The sequence below is a fragment of the Staphylococcus pseudoxylosus genome (assembly GCF_003697915.1).
Taxonomy (GTDB): domain Bacteria; phylum Bacillota; class Bacilli; order Staphylococcales; family Staphylococcaceae; genus Staphylococcus; species Staphylococcus pseudoxylosus.
The window spans coordinates 1-17,420 of the sequence record NZ_RCVN01000009.1 but is presented as its reverse complement, the minus strand read 5'-3'; the positions used below and the strand labels follow the sequence as shown (position 1 = coordinate 17,420).

Below are 17,420 nucleotides of genomic sequence, written 5' to 3'. Positions count from 1 at the left end.
TGAAAGCACCATGAGAAATACAACCGTAAGTTTAGTAAAATTCCAAGTAGGGAACAGTTATAAAATGGATTGACTACATATGAATCCACAGATATTATTAAATTATACTCCCACAGGCGGACACTATTCATATAAAAATATAGTACAATTAAACAAACATCACTTAAAATCAGGTTTTAAAATATAAGGAGTGCAATAGATGACGATTTTTGATATGCCTAATTTTTTATGGATTTCAATTGTTGCAGTAATAGTCGTAACTGTTTTTTGTAATCTCGTATTAAATAAATGGTTCGCGACAGCTATTCTAACATTTATAGTCTTGGCAATAGCGGCGTTTCTAATTCCTAATTTCCAAGACATTACATATGAGCCATTACTAGGGTTTGCAGCGTTTATGGCTGTTCTAAGCTTAATCATTAGCTTTTTGGTATGGTATTCTACGAGAAATTGGAGACGTAAACGTCGAGAGAAGAAAGCCAAAAAAGAGATTCGTAAACGTGGAGGAATACCACAAGACGAAATCGAAAATTACAGAGAAAAAAGATAAATATTTATAAAAGGAATTGTAGCATCTACGTTACAATTCCTTTTATTATAATCAGCAAATAGGTCAGGGGGGGTTATTTATAAGCTTTTTGTATTTGCTCCAATTGTTCGATAGTTAAACCAATACCACCTTCACCGAAAAACCAACTGTTTGGTTCAAAGCGTGTAACATCATTATTTCTAATTGCTTTTGAATTTTTAATAACATCATTTTGTAACGCTTGAGGTATAGCTTTACTATGTTCATTAGCTTTTTTAGTTCTATCGATAATAAATAATTTATCAGGATCAATTTCATTTAAGTATTCATTAGAAATAAGTATGCCACTTGAATTAGCTTTCATTTGTTTATCAGCGTGTTTAATGCCTAAATCTTTATTTAAGAAACCTCCAAACCTTCCTGTAGAACCATATGTTTTTAAATCTTTATCATCAACATTTAAAAACAGGACTGATTCACCACCAATTCGTTGTTTTGTTTCAGCAACTTTGTCATCTAGTTGTGTAACTAATTTCTTTGCTTCTTTTTTCTTTTCAAAAATTCTACCAATATTTTCAGTGTTTTGCTTAATTGAAGCTATGTAATTATCATTTTGCGGACTTATAAATACAATTTTTGCATTTGGCGCAGCTTTCTTCATTTCAGCCAAAGTTTTAGTATGCGCTTGTCTGAAAGAAGCAAAAATAACATCTGGTTTAGACTTTGCTAACTCATCATAATTAGGTTGACCTGGATTTCCGAGGTTTTTATATTTACTATTCTTAAATGATTTTAGTCTATCTGGTAAAAATGAAGCTCCTTGTCCCTTAGCTATTGCAACTATATGCTTTTCTAATTTTAATTGTTGCATTACATCTAACGCTCCATAATCCATCACTACAACCCGTTTAGGATTAATAGGAACCTCAACGGTTTCATGTTTCATTTCGCCTCTATTATGGTCCTTATTCTTATCTTTGAACTCATAAGAAGTTTTAATTTTAACTGTTTGTTTCGATTCTTTATCACTGTGAGCATGATTACAAGCACCTAAAAATAAAACACATAAAGCTGTTAACATAAAGAATATAAATTTATTCATATGCAATTCCTCCTTTAATCTAGAAGTTAATTATATATTAACTGAAAACCATTATCAATTAGAGTTTTTGCAATACTTATTAATTGTGTGACATTTGTATAAACTTTAAATAATCGTCACGATCGTATAAACAACATACAAATAAAGTAATGAACTCAATATTAATATTGAGTAAATACGGGCGCTTTAATTATTAAAGTTAGTATATAACAAATAAGATATACTAAAATACAATACTTTTAGCAGTCAGCGAATAACAAATGGGTCTATATATGGTGAAATAGGGCCAAGAACTTAAACTATAACAAAACATACATAACTTCCTATAATATATATTATGTAAACTAAAATGCATTTCAAAATTTTAATCATCTAAATATTAGCCATTTACTTCAAATCACATTATTTATTAATTTTATGTATTAAACCAAAGTTATATATACACATAATCATTGCATTACCTAAAAAATTTAAGCTACATACATATATGAACGAACCCGTACGTATTTTACATATAATCATCCGTTTACACATTTACTCAAATGATCACATATACACATACACCAACAATTATTTACCGTATTCAATTAAAACACACCGAATAACACATACAACAATACATAGCTGTTTATTTGCAATTAATCAATAAGGATACACGGACATCTAATTCGATACTCAGAAATCGAAATCTCAGCGTCATAATTCAAGAAATAAATAATAAAAAAAGCAATTGTTCACTTTAATGTGTCTTTTATACCTATCAGAACCATCAATCCTTATAATATGGTTTTGATTTTGTTATTACTTATATAGGGTTACATAACATAATTATAGTTCACTTAAAAATACGGGTTTTTCTCTCATTTTTGGGATTTATGAGTTAGTAAAAAGTTTTCAGTCCGACATTGATACAGCAATCTTCATCCATTAAATGCTTCCGGTTAAATCAACGACGTAATATTTCTTGTTATCGGTGTAATTATCATAAGTGTTCCAAAACAAAACTGATTTCTATAACTTGATTTATTGGTCTTTATTTATAATTAATGGTTTTTCAAAAGTATTTATAAGATAAGTAATCAAAACAACAGCACAGCAAAGTTCGACAAAGCGCGTTATATAAGCGATTGTTATTAATGCAGCTTTTAATATGTTTAATGTAACCATGTAAGAAATTTTATTCAGGGTTATATTATTATTTAATTCGCTCATAGCAGCATTCATTATTGCAATATTTATTTGTACTTTGTTCTATTGACGAAACATCCTACATGTAGGTATCACTTTTACGATAGATGCATTACATTAATCACTTTTTATTTATTCAAACTACTATTATTAAGAGCAAGAAGGCAATTGTAATCAAAAACACCCTAAACTCAATGTTTTAGGGTGTTTTTTGTATGTTATTTTTATAATATAAAAAATATTTTTACTATAAAATTATTTTTTATGCTTAGATATTGAAATTGTTTTACCCTATGCTATACTAAATTACGTGGAGTGCAACCAGAATCGAACTTCTCAGACTATTCCACACTTTAGTTCACTGTTATATTGGAATGCCATCCTAATATAACCAACTTCAGAACGAAAGAAAGCATACTGACTAGGGCTTAACATCATCAGTATGCTTTCTTTTTTATTATTTTCTAACCTTTTTTCTTAAATTATTCAGTGTATTAAACAACCAGTATTTCGATTTTTTGATTGGTTTGTAGAAGTCACCGATTAATTCTTCGATTTGTACATTAAAACCACGTTTAAAGCGATAAACTCCGTAATCCTCACTGTTTTCAGTGAAATCACCAGATAGTCCATAGAAATTATAACGTCCATATCCATGATCAAAACAATAATTCAACATGAACCAATGCATCATATAAGGTCCCATATATTGGTTATATTTTTCTGAAGAACCACCTGAGAAATAATTTACTTCATACGCATTTGCAAAGTAAACACCTGCAGCTAGATTCAATATCGCCCCATCAGTTTGTCTTAATTCACTTGCATGAAGCAATTCCTTTTTATCATGATCAATTTGTTTATCTAACTCGGCAATTTTTTTCAATTGCTTATCTGATTTGTTTTCATTTTGCATCATTTGATCTCTACGTGCTTCTTTTTCATTAATACCCTCTTGTGTATTATTGATATATTCATCTAAATCAATATATGCCAATGGTACTAATGCTTTATCTCCATAATTATCAATAAAATTATAGAAATATTCATCTGTTTTTGAAACAAAACCAGCACGTTCTTCCGTTTCACGGTAAAGTTCCAAGAATATACCAAATTCTTCTCTTGGTAATAACCTTACTTTAACACCGTAATTAATTGCTTTATTTATGTTTCGCTTACGTTGACCATCGAACTGTTTTTTTAATGAAGCTGGGGTTTCACCATCAAGATTCAATACACCCATCCATCTCACTTGACTCGACGTGTCATATTCCGTTGTAAAACCGTGATGCGTATAGTTGTGAGATTTGAATAAATTTACTAATGCATCATTCTTATCTTGGTTCGGTAAAGGATTAATATCTTTATCGTAAATTTGATAAATCCAATATGGATCCATTTTTACATATAAGCAATTATGTTGTTGCAGATACGTATCTAATTCACGTAAATAAAAATCAACTAAACCTAAATCATTGTAATCCATCACTGGTCCACGATTTGAATAATAAACATAGCTTCCCATTGTAGGGATTTTAGAGAAAAGACTAGCAGCAATAACTTGATTGTCGTCATCTTTTAAGCCTAATAAAACAACTTGAAATCCATCTTCTTCTCTTGTCGCAATATTTTCTTTCACTTGAAAGTAATGACTCTCTAGTGCTGGATTCTGTACAAAATTGTCATATTCTTTGACAGTTAACTCTGTAAATTTCATTCTAGCTTAGTTCCCTTCTATTAAATGTTTATTTCTTTTTATCTTTTATTTTCTTTAATGTCGTATAAATTTTGTACATTGGCTTATTGATTGGTTTAATAAAGTCACCAACATATTCCACTACATCCGCATTAAACCCTTTTTTAAATTTAACTACACCTGCGTCTTCTGCATCTTCTGTAAAATGACCACTAATTCCATAAAAATTATATCTATCAATATTATGATCAATCGCATAGTTAATCATCTTCCATTGAATGGCATAACTACCAGCAAAATGTCTAAACTCATTCGACGTTCCACCTGCATAATACACAACTTCATAAGGATTAATGATGAAATATGCTGCTGAGATTGGTAGTTCATTACCATGTTTCTCTCGTAAATCTTTAGCTTCATCGATTTTTTGTTGATTCGCTATAAGTTGTTTCTCTAGATTATCTTTTTTGTTATATGCTTTTTTATTTTCAGGTCTTTTCTCGATATCTTTTACTGCTTTATTGATATCTTTGCTTAATACCTCACGTTCGGCTTGCAATTCTTCAATATATTCATCGAAATCCATATAAGCTAGAGGTACTAATACGCGATCCTTGTAATACCTTAATCTATTATAGTAAAAATCATCGTCTCTATCGTCAAAATCTTTAGTTTCAGATGTATCTTCCATGAACGAGCGGAAAATTGGCAACTCATCTTCCCCTAAGAACCTTACTTTCACACCATTTTTTTGTACTTTTTTAGTATTACGTTTACGTAAACTATCCATACCATTTAATACATCTTTAGCTGTTTTGCCTGCTAAATCCAATACAGAGTGGAATCTAATTTGAATAATTGAATCGAAACCAGTTAAAAATCCTTGGTGTTTATAGCCAAGCTGTTTCATTTTATCGAAAATCCAATCATGTCCTACATTTTCCAATACCTCACCATCATGATTACGGTATTGATATGCTAAATAAGGATCAACTCTTAAATAAAGCGCATTATGTTTTTTTACATATTTAGATAGTTCATTGAAAAAGTAATGTACTAATTCTTTATTTTCAAAATCTATAACCGGACCTCTATTAGTGTAAAAATACTTGAAAAACTTCATTACTGGCACCGCAGTTAATAAACAAGCTGCAATGACTTCATTTTCATTGTTTTTTATACCTACTAAATGCGTTTCAGTACTTTCTGCAATTTTTAATTCATAATTTCCTACCATTTGTGTGAAATGGCTATTTGGCATTTTATCTGTAAATGCACCAAACTCTTTTGCAGTTAAATTTGTAAATTTCATTTTTGTATACTCCTAATTGTCTATAATTCTTTTTCGAGTTAAACTTCAATCTTAATTATTATACAATATTCATTCATAAAACAAAATCAATACCCTGTCCACAATGCTTTATATTCGTGCTGTGTCTTACAATTATATCATTACTTCTATTCTAACAAAGTATTTATATTTAATCTTTCATCAGCATTATTTTAATTATTAAAAAGTGTTTTAATATTCATGTATTGACCAAAAGTATCTTAAATAATAATATTTAAAAAAACAATATTTCCCTTTATATTACGTTTTTAATATAAGCAATCATGTTTACATTTATCTGTGTTGATTTCGCCCTTCTTCAACTATATTTAAATTCAAATATTACTATATATTTGGCTACTTCTTAAAATATAATAAAAACTGGGAAACTTCATAAGTCTCCCAGTTTTTATTTAGCACAAATAACTAATAAATTATCATTGTGTTTATTTTAATGCATCACGTAACGCTTTACCGATAGCAACACTTGATTGTGGATTTTGTCCAGTGATAAATTGACTATCTGATTCTACGTGTTCGCTAAAGTTTTCTTTAGTTATAAACTTAGCACCTTGATTTTCTAATTCTGTTTGAGTTAAGAACGGTACCTTATTTTCTAAGCCCATTGCACGTTCTTCTTCATCTGTAAATGAAGTAAGTGTAACGCCATTAACTAAGAAATTACCTTGTTTATCTTTGGCGCCAACAAATGCACTTGGTCCGTGACATACAGATGAAATAATTTTATCTTCAGCTTTAAAATCAGCTAATATCGATGATAATTGTTGATTGTGTGCATAATCAAATACTGTGCCATGACCACCAGGTAGATACACAGCATCATACTGAGCTACATCTACTTCTGCAATACTTGGCACATCTTTAATTTTTGCTACAAATTCTGCATATTTATCAAGTTCGTTGTTTTGTGTTGAGTTTGGATCTAAAGGAACTGCACCGCCTTCAATAGAAGTTATATCTACAGCAATGTCTGCTTCAGTTAATATATTATAAGGTTCGCTCGCCTCTTCTAACCATAAACCAGTCGGTGTTCCATCATCATATTGATTTCTACTTGTTAGTATGAATAAAACTTTTTTACTCATTTTATATCACCTCTTTATAAAATAAGGATTATCTTCGATACAATATATACCAAAAATCCTCTGATAATCTGATACCCTTATTTTAACAAATTCATACATAAAATTATTGTGGAATTTTATTGATTAAGTGCATTTCTTATAGATTTCAAGTAATTCAACATATTTTTTTCGCTATCATTTTCAAATCGTTTAACAATTTCACTACCTATAACTACACCATCTGAAGCCTCTGTAATATCTCTAACATGTTCTGGAGTTCGTATACCAAAGCCAGCAACTACGGGAACCTCAGATTTATCTTTTATTTTTTTAATTCTATCTTTTAAATCTGGATGGAATTTACCATTTTCACCAGTTGTAGCATTCATTGTTACAGTGTATATAAAACCCTCTGCGTCTTTAGCGATTTGATCACTTCTAGTTTCAGATGTTGTCATAGCGATTAATGAGATGATTTTTGTCTTTCTATGTGGATGACGCGATTTAAATTCTTGCACTAATTCATGTGGTAAGTCAGGTATAATTAATCCATATACTCCGGCACGTTCGCATGCTTGTAAAAAGTCTTCTTCGCCATAGTAATTGATGATATTATAATACGTCATTAATACATAGTCACTTTGAATTTCATCACGATGTTCTGTGAGTTGATCCAAAATGAATTGTATATTCACACCTTCTTGAATTGCTTTATTACCAGCATCCATAATGACAGGGCCATCAGCTACTGGATCAGAAAAAGGCACCCCTACTTCAATTATATCAGCACCTACATTACTTAATGTTTTCACATTTTCAATAAAATGCTTATTTCCCATTACATATGGTATAAATAATTTATGCATGTGTGTCACCGTCCTGTTTCATATAATTTCTAATTGTTTCCATATCCTTATCACCACGACCTGATACTGTAACAACTAAGATTTCATCCGAGTTCATAGTCGGTGCTAATTCTTCTACATAGCTTAAAGCATGTGCGCTTTCAATAGCAGGAATAATGCCTTCAGCTTTAGTGAATCTAACAAGCGCATCCATCGCTTGTTTATCACTCGCAGTTGCATACTTCACTCTGCCGATATCATGATAATACGAATGTTCAGGACCAACGCCAGGATAATCTAATCCAGCTGAAATAGAGTGTGCTAATTCTATTTGACCATGCTCATCTTGAATTAGGTACATCTTAGTACCGTGTAACACACCTTCTTTACCTTTATTTATTGCTAATGCATGTTTGTCAGAATCAAAACCTTCACCAGCTGCTTCGACGCCATATAGCTTTACATCATCTTCAACAAACGGATAAAACGTTCCAATCGCATTTGATCCTCCACCAACACAAGCAACAATGGCATCAGGTAAGCGACCTTCAATTTCTTGAACTTGTGCTTTTATCTCTGTTCCTATAATTTTTTGGAAGTCTCTCACAATAGTAGGAAATGGATCTGGACCTAGCGCAGAACCTAATAAATAATGCGTATCTTCTACATGACTGACCCAATATTGCAGTGCCTTGTTCACTGCATCGGATAGTGTTCCTTGACCTTCAGTTACTGGTTCTACTTTTGCGCCTAATAATTCCATTCGAAAAACATTTAGTGATTGTCTCTTAATATCTTCTTCACCCATAAATACAACAAGTTCCATATCAAACAATGCAGCTACTGTTGCACTAGCCACACCATGTTGACCTGCACCTGTTTCAGCAACCAATTTATTTTTGCCCATACGTTTAGCTAACAATGCTTGTCCAAGTGCATTATTAATTTTGTGAGCGCCAGTATGGTTTAAGTCTTCACGTTTCAAATAGATTTTGGCACCACCTAATGATTCAGAGTATGACTTGGCATAAGTCAATGGTGTTTCACGGCCTACATAATCTTTTAAATAGCCATCGAGTTCTTCTTGGAATTTAGGATCTTCTTTGGCCTCTTGATATGCCTGTTTAAGTTCTTGTACTGCTGGCATTAAAGTTTCTGGTACATACTGCCCACCATAATTACCAAAGAAACCAAATTCATCTACTTCTGTTTGGATGTTTTTTACCATAATTAATGAGCTCCTTTTACAAGTTCTATTATTGATTGCATTTTACATTTATCTTTATCATTATTTGTTTCTATACCACTAGCAATATCATAACCACTATGTTGTAGTGATAATTTTTCTATCTTTTGAATATTTTCATAATTGATACCGCCTGCAATCAAATAATCAATATCCTTAACAACTTCAAGTATTTCCCAATCATACACTTTGCCTGTACCACCATAGTTTTGTGATGGGGTGTCTATAATAAATTGGTCTACTACATGTTTATAATATTCAATTGCTGTCAGTAATGATGCACTATCTTTAGCCGGCAAGGCTTTAATAATCTTAATAACCTTACTTTTTTGTCTTATATATGAGATTGTGGCTAATGGTTCCTCACCGTGTAATTGAATTGATGTGATACCAGTTTCTTCTATTAAATTGTCTATCACATCGTAATCTGGATTCACCAGGATAACTACCTTTTCCTTATCATCAGGGATAGTATCTGTAAATTGTCTAATGGTTTGAATATCAACAAATCGCTTACTTTTGGAAAAATGGATAAAACCCATCGCATCAATGTCTAAATCTTTTGCTTTCTTCACATCTGATAGCTGACGAAAACCACAAAATTTTAACTTCATTGCTTCACCTTATTTAATTTTAATCCCGGTAGAAACTGGCTTAAATCATCACATTTCATTAACGATTCACCAATCAATAAACCATCTATACCAGAATCAACAATATTCGCTACATCTTGTTCATCACGAATGCCACTTTCCGAAATATAATAATAACCATCTTTTTTATTTTCTAAAATTTCATTAGTATGCAAGACGTCTGTAACAAATCTTTTTAGATCACGATTATTCACGCCAATAATTTGTGGATTTAGCTGATAAGCACGTGATAACTCTTCTTTATCATGCACCTCAACAAGAACTTCTAAATTTAATGACGTTGCATATTGATATAACTCTTTTAATTGCTGATCAGTTAAGACATTGACAATCAATAGAATCATTGAAGCACCTGCTTTTTTAGCTACATCTATTTGTATTTTATCTACGACAAAGTCTTTACATAATACTGGTAAGTCAGTTTGAGTAGTTAAGGATTGTAAACGTTCATAGCTACCACCAAAATACTGCTCATCAGTTAATATTGAGACTGCATTAGCGCCGTGCGCTTCATAATCTTTAACTTGTTGCGCTAAATCTCTACCTGGCAATTCATTTAATGTTGGACTTTTAGATTTAATTTCTGCAATAACGGCTAATCGATCTGATTCATCTATTTGTGCCTTAAATGTAGTTTTATGTGAAATATCTACATCATCAAGTGTTTTTAATTTTTCTTCATAATAGCCCTGTTCGAGCAAATCCTTTTTATATAATACGATTTCATCCAATATAGTCATACGTTTTGCCTCCCATTTTGTTATATTGCGCTAATGCTTCGCCTTCATCAATCAATTTCTGTGCTTTACTTACGCCTTCTTGAATTGTACTCACTTGCTCTGATACATATAGTGCAATACCAGCATTCAATACAACGACATCTCTTTTAGCACTGCGATCTGTTCCATTTAAAATATTTTTAGTGATTTCTAAATTTTCAGCTGGTGTACCACCAATTAGGTCTTCATTTGGCGCATAATCTAACCCAACATCGATAGCATTTAAAGTATAAGTTTTAACACTTTCATTTGCGTTCACTTCATATATGATATTGTCTCCAGACAAGGTTGCTTCATCCATACCATTAGCCCCATACACTACAATTGCTTTTTTGCGCCCTAAATCTGCTAACGTTTGAGCAATTTTGTCTAGTTTTGAAGTTTCATAGACACCCATAACTTGATAATCCAATTTAAAAGGATTTATTATCGGGCCTGTTATATTAAAAATCGTTGGATTACTCATATGTTTTCTTATAGGTTGTATTTGCTTCATAATTGGATATGTTTCTGTCGCACTTAAAAATGCTAAGCCTGTATCGGCTAATTGACTCGGTGTCTGTGCTACAGAAGTAGTTTGAATTTGCATCGCATTGAGTAAATCTGTACTTCCTGATGATGACGTAACACTCTTATTACCATGTTTAATAACTGGAACCCTGGTACTCGCGATTATAAAAGAGACAGTAGTTGAAATATTGAAGCTATTAGATTTATCTCCACCAGTACCGCAAACACACATACTATTTGGATAGTAAGGCTGTTGATCATACATAGAATGTATCAAACTTTTAGCAATGTATGTTAATTCTTCCTGTGTAATTTCTTTTTCAGAAAACGAAGTTAAATATTCTATTTTCACTTCATCTTTCACATCTTCAGAAATAAGTAACTCAATAAATGCATTCATTTGTCGCTGGTTTAATGGTTTATATTGATTGAGTAATGCTTGTAATTCCATGACTTTCAACCTCCTCTACAATATTTAAAAAGTTTTTAATAATTTGTTCTCCAAATTCAGTTGCAAATGATTCAGGATGATACTGAATACCGAAATGTAATAACTGTAAATGTTCGAATGATTGAATACAATCATTCGTTTTTGCTGTAATTGCTAAAGATTTAGGCAGCGTTTGTGGATTACTAATAAGTGAATGGTATCTCATTATTTCAGAATATTCTGGAATATCAGAGTATAACTTTGTCTCTTTTATGATTTGCATTTGATCTTTTTTACCATGCATAATATGTTCACTTTGGATTACATCCCCATTATGATAACAAGTTAACGCTTGCGCACCTAAGCACACACCTAATATAGGTTTATTTTCATAGTACTTAATAATATTTATTAGATTATGCGTATCTAATGGATGACCAGGACCTGGTGATATCACAATGCCTTCAACATTTAAATTATATATACTAGGGTCATCTGGATATTTAATAATCACTTCTTTATGTTGTGCTATCATATTCACTAAATTATAAGTAAAAGAATCATAGTTATCGACAATTAATATCATGGTGATACCTCCAATAAACTTTTGGCTTTCAACTTCGTTTCTTCAAGCTCTTTTTCAGGTATAGAGTCAAATACTACACCGCAGCCTGCTTGAACATTCACATGCGTCCCATCAATCATCATCGTTCTTATTGCTAATGCAAAATCTAAATCATGATTACAATTAATATAACCAATACCTCCACTATAAACGCCACGCTTATGTGGTTGTGATTCGTAGATACGTTGAATCGCTCTGAGTTTTGGTGCACCCGAAACCGTGCCTGTAGGTAATAAACTCGCAATTACCGTCATTGGAGAATAATTATTTTTTAATTTACCAGTTACTTCACTCACGATGTGCATTATATGTTCATAGCGTTCAATTGTCATTAGTTTTTGGATTTTTGACGTTCCTGTTTGACTTACTCTATGAATGTCATTGCGTCCTAAATCAACCAACATACTATGTTCACTTAATTCTTTATCATCATTTTTCAACTGCGTTTCATTTAATTTATCCTCATCTTCAGTAGCACCTCTTTTAATTGTTCCAGCAATTGGATTAGTGATTACTGTTTCACCATGTACCTTTACAAAACTCTCAGGTGAACTTCCAACAATAATGGGTTCATCCATATTCATATAGTACATATATGGACTTGGATTTTGTCGTTTTAGATTTTGATAAAGTTGGTATGACAATTGTTGTAGTTGTTGACCAAAAAAGTGTTCGTAGCTATAAATAATCGATGGTACAACTTGGAACATATCTCCTTGTTGAATAAGTGTTTTCATATGTTCAACCGTTTCAATAAATTGTGTTGGTGCCATATTAGATTTTATTTCCTTCTCTGTTAAAGGATGTTCAATTTGTGTTGGATAAATATTAATTTTTTGCAATTCTGCCACACGACGTTGCACACGTTCCTGTAATTGTGAGTCATTGTCATCAGAAAATAAGTTTGTCGCTATAACATATAAGTGCTCTTTATAATGATCAAAAATATAAACATCTTCTACCATATAAAATTTCGTATCGTGTTGTGGATGATCTGCTAATTCAATTTGCTTTAATACCGGAAATTCATGTCTCACTAGATCAAAACTACATGATCCTACGAACCCTGATATAAATGGCAATTGTGCCAATATTTCGTCATCTATAGTCATTTTGTATTGGTCAATCAGTTCCTTCATCTTGTCATATGGTTGGTTACGTTCTATGTTTATTCCGTTCGGTGTTTCTACAGTCATTACGTCATTATCTAAAGTAACAGACCCATACGTGTCGAATATGACAATAGAATAACGCCCTTTTAATTGAGATTGATCTGAACTTTCTAGAATTATTTTATTATTTCTTAATCTTGCTAGTGCTTCTGGGGTAACTTCAGCATTTAATTTTTGATATTGTACTTTCATATTACTTTCCTCCTTATAAAAAAATCAGCATCCTTAAACAATGTTTAAGGACGCTGACGCGCGGTACCACCTAAATTAGTAGATATCTATTTTATTAAAAATCATCTACTCTCTCTTTGTTTATTCATTTTTAATCCAACAAAACCCAATTTCAGTATATGTAGGTGTTAGTTCTCATCAACCACTAACTTTCTGCAACTACCTAATCATCACTTACTTCATTTTGTCTTCCGATTCAGTTCAATTTTAATATAAAAAAACACCACACTAACGCATACTGTAAGGACGCGTTACCGTGGTGCCACCTTAGTTAACAAATTCATTGTTCACTTTAATTGCTATTTAATTTTCATTTAAAAGCCCAATTCACAATATATGCAGTGCTAATTTCCATCAACCATTAGCTTTCTTATTGCTACATCACATATTTGCTACGTTATCTTTCAAATGGCAACTTCTGTTGCGATTAGTAATTAAGTAAAATCCTACTAGTATAAATCGAATTTGTCAACATTTAAATTTAATTCATGAATTCTATTACCATCTTCAACAGTGAATCAATTATTAAAAAGCTTGGATTCACACGTTTTATCGTAATCTATCTTCATTATTTTGATATTTTTCATAATTATCTTTCGGCGCTACTTTCTTAATAATATTTGCACCTATTGCAAATAAAAACAAGAATATGATTGGATGATAAGGTATCTTATGATCTGCAAATGTTACATAAGCTGCATATAACAATACTAAAAGCCAAAATATAGTAAATAGTATAGCCCTCAAACTTGGTTTTTTCATAGTTTATATTCTCCCAAATTGCATTTTCATTTTTACAATAAAATTTTATTTATTAATTTCGTTGTAACTACTTAGTCTCCATTTTAAAGCTATCATAGTAAGATGCAATAGCTAAAGTGAAAATGTTTGATTTGAAAATATAATAATTAAACTTTGAGTAGTACATATAATTAGAAGTCATGAGTTAATATACTAAGCTGCTCTCTAATAATCTCTCAGATTCTTATAAAAACATCAATTTATTTCTAGGTTATCCCTAATACTTCTCTCTATTTGATTCACATTTCAAATGAGCAAGTCATACCATGTTAAAAATCGTAGCCATTACTGAAGTATAATAATTATAATCATTAATTATATTTTATTAATACTTGTTTCTTGTTCTTTATAGTAAAGTTTTACTTTGTCGTTTTTAGAACGCAAATTTCCTTTATAAATAAAATACAGTGCTATTGCCATAAATAAGAGTGCTATAAATCTTCTCCATTCAAAATGAATAACTAAACTGTCAAACCAGCCAAAGTGGTCTATTATAATGCCGATAGCTAATTGGCCTATATTTTCACCTAGTTTTCCATAAATTGCACTTTCAAAACTAAGTACTGATCCCGCTATGATAGCTAGGATATAAACAAACAATTTCATATTAATCCTCCTATTTGAATATCTGGATATCTAAATTTCTCGATATAAATTAAAAATAATAAAAACAGAAATTTATAGACGTTAAATTTCTGTTTTTATATTTTCTGCCAGTACCTTAATGGTCTCTTCATTTCTTCTATAATAAGTCCACTGGCCATATCGAACCGATTCTAAAAGACCTGCATTTTGTAAGATTGTTAAATATTGAGAGATCGTAGACTGTGAAGCATTTGCTTTCTCTTGTATGTCTCCAACACATACCCCACCTTTAAGACTCACTCCTTTAGGTAAATGTGCACCTTGTTTTGGAAAATTTACTTCAGGGTCTTTTAACCATTTCAAAATATTTAATCTTGTTTCATTTGATAGAGCTTTAAAAATATTTAAATATTCCATATTCCACATTATATCGCCTTTTCTCGATATGTCAATTATGATATACTCCCTTGATTTTTATAACTATTACATACTTAAATAAATTTCTTCATAGATACAATATGTAACGACTTATTATTCGCCTTATCAATAGTATAATTATCAAATATAAAATAGCCTTTATCTTTATAAAGACTAACATTTCTTTTTAAGTTCACACGAACTTTACATATAATTTCTGATACACCTTTATTTTTTGCATATATTTCTAATGCCTTTAATAAATGCTTTCCTATACCTTTCCCTTGGTATAAAGGGTCTACAGATAGTCGATAAAAATTCATTTTATAATTATCTATTTTAAATCTAGCCATTGCCACTGGTTCATCTGACTCATATGCGATTAAAGCTTTTTCGCCTTCTTCCAATAATGCTACACTAATACTCTTTTCTGTTTCCTCTAAAGCGCTAGATGGAATTTCATCATTTTTGTATTCTGAAAATGCTTTAATCATCAACTTGTGAATGATTGGCGCATCAGAAATCGTTGCTTCTTTAAAGTCCATTATTTACACATCCCCTCTTCGCTTAGAAATTGTGATAAACAATTTGGTTCATAGCTATTAAGTACTATTTTGTTATTTGCCTATTTACTATAACAAAAGGATTTAAGAATTCCCTTACTATTAGGCCTCTAATTTTTTAAATTCTGTGACAAGTACATACACTCTCCTATTTAAAGATACCTTAATGCATTTTCTACTGATTGAGAATCACTTGAAACTATATTAACGTTACCAATTGGTAAATCTTTATCTTCAGATGTAATATAATAAGCTTTTTCTGCATTTTTTAGTAATTCAAAATCATTAATATCGTTACCATAAGCAACATACGGCTGGTTGCTAATTATCTTGTGTAACGTAGTAAACTTATTTATGTCTTTAGCTGTTATGTCGATGTTGTTATCGCTTTCATGATAACTAATGGACAATAATTTTTCATAACTTTCAAATGATTTTCTTATCTCATTATATAAATTTTCTGGTACATCTATTAATATAATTTTAATCGGTTCCTTTATCTTACTTAGTTCAACGTTTTTTGCAAGATTATCTGGATCAAGTTGTTTGTAAATTTTATTCTCAATACTCACTTTTGCTGAATAATCAAATGATCCATCGATTATATAGTCTAAGTTATAATCATTTATTACACTTTTAATAAATTCATATTCCTCAAAAGGTATATATTCTATCACCTCAACCTGATCATCTATGGAAATTATAGAACCATTTCCACCAATTAGAGTATTGTTCTCAAAATTATGAACAATTGGTAACAAATCCCTTATTGGCCTCGCCGAAGCAAATATTACTTGGTACTCTTCACCCAAGCATTTTATACTTTCTTGCAAATTAGGTTCAATGTATCGTCCGTTAAAACATATCGTTCCATCTACATCAAATACATAAATCACATACCTTCCTCCTCTCTTACAATGAAAATATTAACACTAACAAAAATTATTCATCAATATTTTTTAAAAAGTACGCTTAATAACCACTTTTAGTTATTTTTAATAGCAATAGAAAATATTAATGCAAAAATTCTAGATTTGTAATCAATTCTATTTGAATCATTGAAACTCAATCACCTACATTTATATACTGATTGACTATTTCCAAAACTGTTTTTTATAGTTAACCAATTAATAAAAATAAATTTATAAAATATCTTGAGAAAGTTATTAAATCATAACCGAACAAAAAAATATTATGAAAAAGGTAGAAAAGGAAAATATTGCAAATTAACTTCTATAGTATTAGTAATTGCGAAACCCATGAAGAACTGCATAAACGTGCGCTCTATAAATACAACGAAATATTGACTTATTATAGAAGAAGTTATCGAATTTTTAATTGAAGTAACAAAAATTCTAAAATAATAATAAGTAGAAAGAATATGGAACAATGCCCAAATAAAATTCACACTACTTTATTTAATTTATATGAAATAATCACATCTTTTGTAGCTAATGAACTATTACATGCCTAACAAGAGTATATGAAAAATCCACCTTCTTATAATATATTTTAACAAATCATTTCTACTTAATAAAAACCATTATTTCTATATACTATTTTTAAGATAAAATTAAAGGTTCTGTTGCAAAGTAAAAAAATATAGCTAACCACTAATTTATCATGTCAGTGT

Annotated in this window: 17 protein-coding genes; 1 reads left to right on the top strand and 16 read right to left on the bottom strand. The window is 30.7% G+C overall.

The genetic code is table 11. The features are described 5' to 3' along the window. Positions 1–199 precede the first annotated feature (199 nt). Positions 200–550 carry a hypothetical protein gene (locus D9V42_RS09270; RefSeq protein ID WP_122064652.1) on the top strand — a complete coding sequence of 117 codons (351 nt, stop codon included), beginning with the start codon at positions 200–202 and terminating at the stop codon, positions 548–550. Positions 551–623: 73 nt separating this feature from the next. On the opposite strand, the gene D9V42_RS09265 is transcribed toward D9V42_RS09270, so the two are convergent. The 16 genes from D9V42_RS09265 to D9V42_RS09190 all read right to left on the bottom strand — a co-directional run bounded on the left by D9V42_RS09265 (position 624) and on the right by D9V42_RS09190 (position 16,683). Further along, positions 624–1,631, bottom strand: a complete 1,008-nt coding sequence (locus tag D9V42_RS09265) for a siderophore ABC transporter substrate-binding protein (protein WP_122064650.1) — start codon at positions 1,629–1,631, stop codon at positions 624–626. A gap of 1,645 nt (positions 1,632–3,276) precedes the next feature. Then, positions 3,277–4,536, bottom strand: coding sequence for an aminoacyltransferase (locus tag D9V42_RS09260; RefSeq protein ID WP_107531962.1), 1,260 nt, complete (start codon positions 4,534–4,536; stop codon positions 3,277–3,279). Between the two features lie 28 nt (positions 4,537–4,564). Further along, complete coding sequence (locus D9V42_RS09255) at positions 4,565–5,827, bottom strand: aminoacyltransferase (RefSeq protein WP_122064648.1); 1,263 nt, start codon at positions 5,825–5,827, stop codon at positions 4,565–4,567. A 464-nt stretch (positions 5,828–6,291) separates the two neighbouring features. Further along, positions 6,292–6,951 carry a type 1 glutamine amidotransferase domain-containing protein gene (locus D9V42_RS09250; protein ID WP_107555105.1) on the bottom strand — a complete coding sequence of 220 codons (660 nt, stop codon included), beginning with the start codon at positions 6,949–6,951 and terminating at the stop codon, positions 6,292–6,294. A 116-nt stretch (positions 6,952–7,067) separates the two neighbouring features. Further along, positions 7,068–7,796 (bottom strand): tryptophan synthase subunit alpha, encoded by a 729-nt coding sequence (trpA, locus tag D9V42_RS09245; RefSeq protein ID WP_122064646.1) that lies wholly within the window; start codon positions 7,794–7,796, stop codon positions 7,068–7,070. Beyond that, the gene (trpB, locus tag D9V42_RS09240; RefSeq protein ID WP_107555103.1) at positions 7,789–9,003 is read right to left on the bottom strand and encodes a tryptophan synthase subunit beta; all 1,215 of its coding nucleotides are present in this window, start codon (positions 9,001–9,003) and stop codon (positions 7,789–7,791) included. Before trpB ends, trpA begins: the two co-directional genes overlap by 8 nt. Before the next feature lie 2 nt (positions 9,004–9,005). Next, complete coding sequence (locus D9V42_RS09235; RefSeq protein ID WP_122064644.1) at positions 9,006–9,635, bottom strand: phosphoribosylanthranilate isomerase; 630 nt, start codon at positions 9,633–9,635, stop codon at positions 9,006–9,008. Further along, positions 9,632–10,414, bottom strand: coding sequence for an indole-3-glycerol phosphate synthase TrpC (gene trpC, locus D9V42_RS09230; protein WP_122064642.1), 783 nt, complete (start codon positions 10,412–10,414; stop codon positions 9,632–9,634). Before trpC ends, D9V42_RS09235 begins: the two co-directional genes overlap by 4 nt. Then, positions 10,398–11,414 (bottom strand): anthranilate phosphoribosyltransferase, encoded by a 1,017-nt coding sequence (gene trpD, locus D9V42_RS09225; protein WP_122064640.1) that lies wholly within the window; start codon positions 11,412–11,414, stop codon positions 10,398–10,400. The genes trpC and trpD overlap by 17 nt, the downstream gene beginning before the upstream one ends. Next, positions 11,383–11,979, bottom strand: coding sequence for an anthranilate synthase component II (locus D9V42_RS09220; RefSeq protein WP_122064638.1), 597 nt, complete (start codon positions 11,977–11,979; stop codon positions 11,383–11,385). Before D9V42_RS09220 ends, trpD begins: the two co-directional genes overlap by 32 nt. Then, entirely contained in the window at positions 11,976–13,382 is a 1,407-nt protein-coding gene (locus D9V42_RS09215; RefSeq protein ID WP_122064636.1) for an anthranilate synthase component I, read from the bottom strand. Before D9V42_RS09215 ends, D9V42_RS09220 begins: the two co-directional genes overlap by 4 nt. 588 nt (positions 13,383–13,970) lie before the next feature. Beyond that, entirely contained in the window at positions 13,971–14,183 is a 213-nt protein-coding gene (locus D9V42_RS09210) for a hypothetical protein (protein ID WP_107555097.1), read from the bottom strand. A gap of 354 nt (positions 14,184–14,537) precedes the next feature. Continuing rightward, the gene (locus tag D9V42_RS09205) at positions 14,538–14,828 is read right to left on the bottom strand and encodes a DMT family transporter (protein ID WP_122064634.1); all 291 of its coding nucleotides are present in this window, start codon (positions 14,826–14,828) and stop codon (positions 14,538–14,540) included. 81 nt (positions 14,829–14,909) lie between these two features. Beyond that, positions 14,910–15,224 carry an ArsR/SmtB family transcription factor gene (locus D9V42_RS09200; RefSeq protein ID WP_107555121.1) on the bottom strand — a complete coding sequence of 105 codons (315 nt, stop codon included), beginning with the start codon at positions 15,222–15,224 and terminating at the stop codon, positions 14,910–14,912. A gap of 74 nt (positions 15,225–15,298) precedes the next feature. Beyond that, on the bottom strand, positions 15,299–15,769 hold the full coding sequence (locus D9V42_RS09195; protein WP_122064632.1) for a GNAT family N-acetyltransferase: 471 nt from the start codon (positions 15,767–15,769) through the stop codon (positions 15,299–15,301). A gap of 170 nt (positions 15,770–15,939) precedes the next feature. Next, positions 15,940–16,683 carry an HAD hydrolase family protein gene (locus tag D9V42_RS09190; RefSeq protein ID WP_122064629.1) on the bottom strand — a complete coding sequence of 248 codons (744 nt, stop codon included), beginning with the start codon at positions 16,681–16,683 and terminating at the stop codon, positions 15,940–15,942. Positions 16,684–17,420 lie beyond the last annotated feature (737 nt).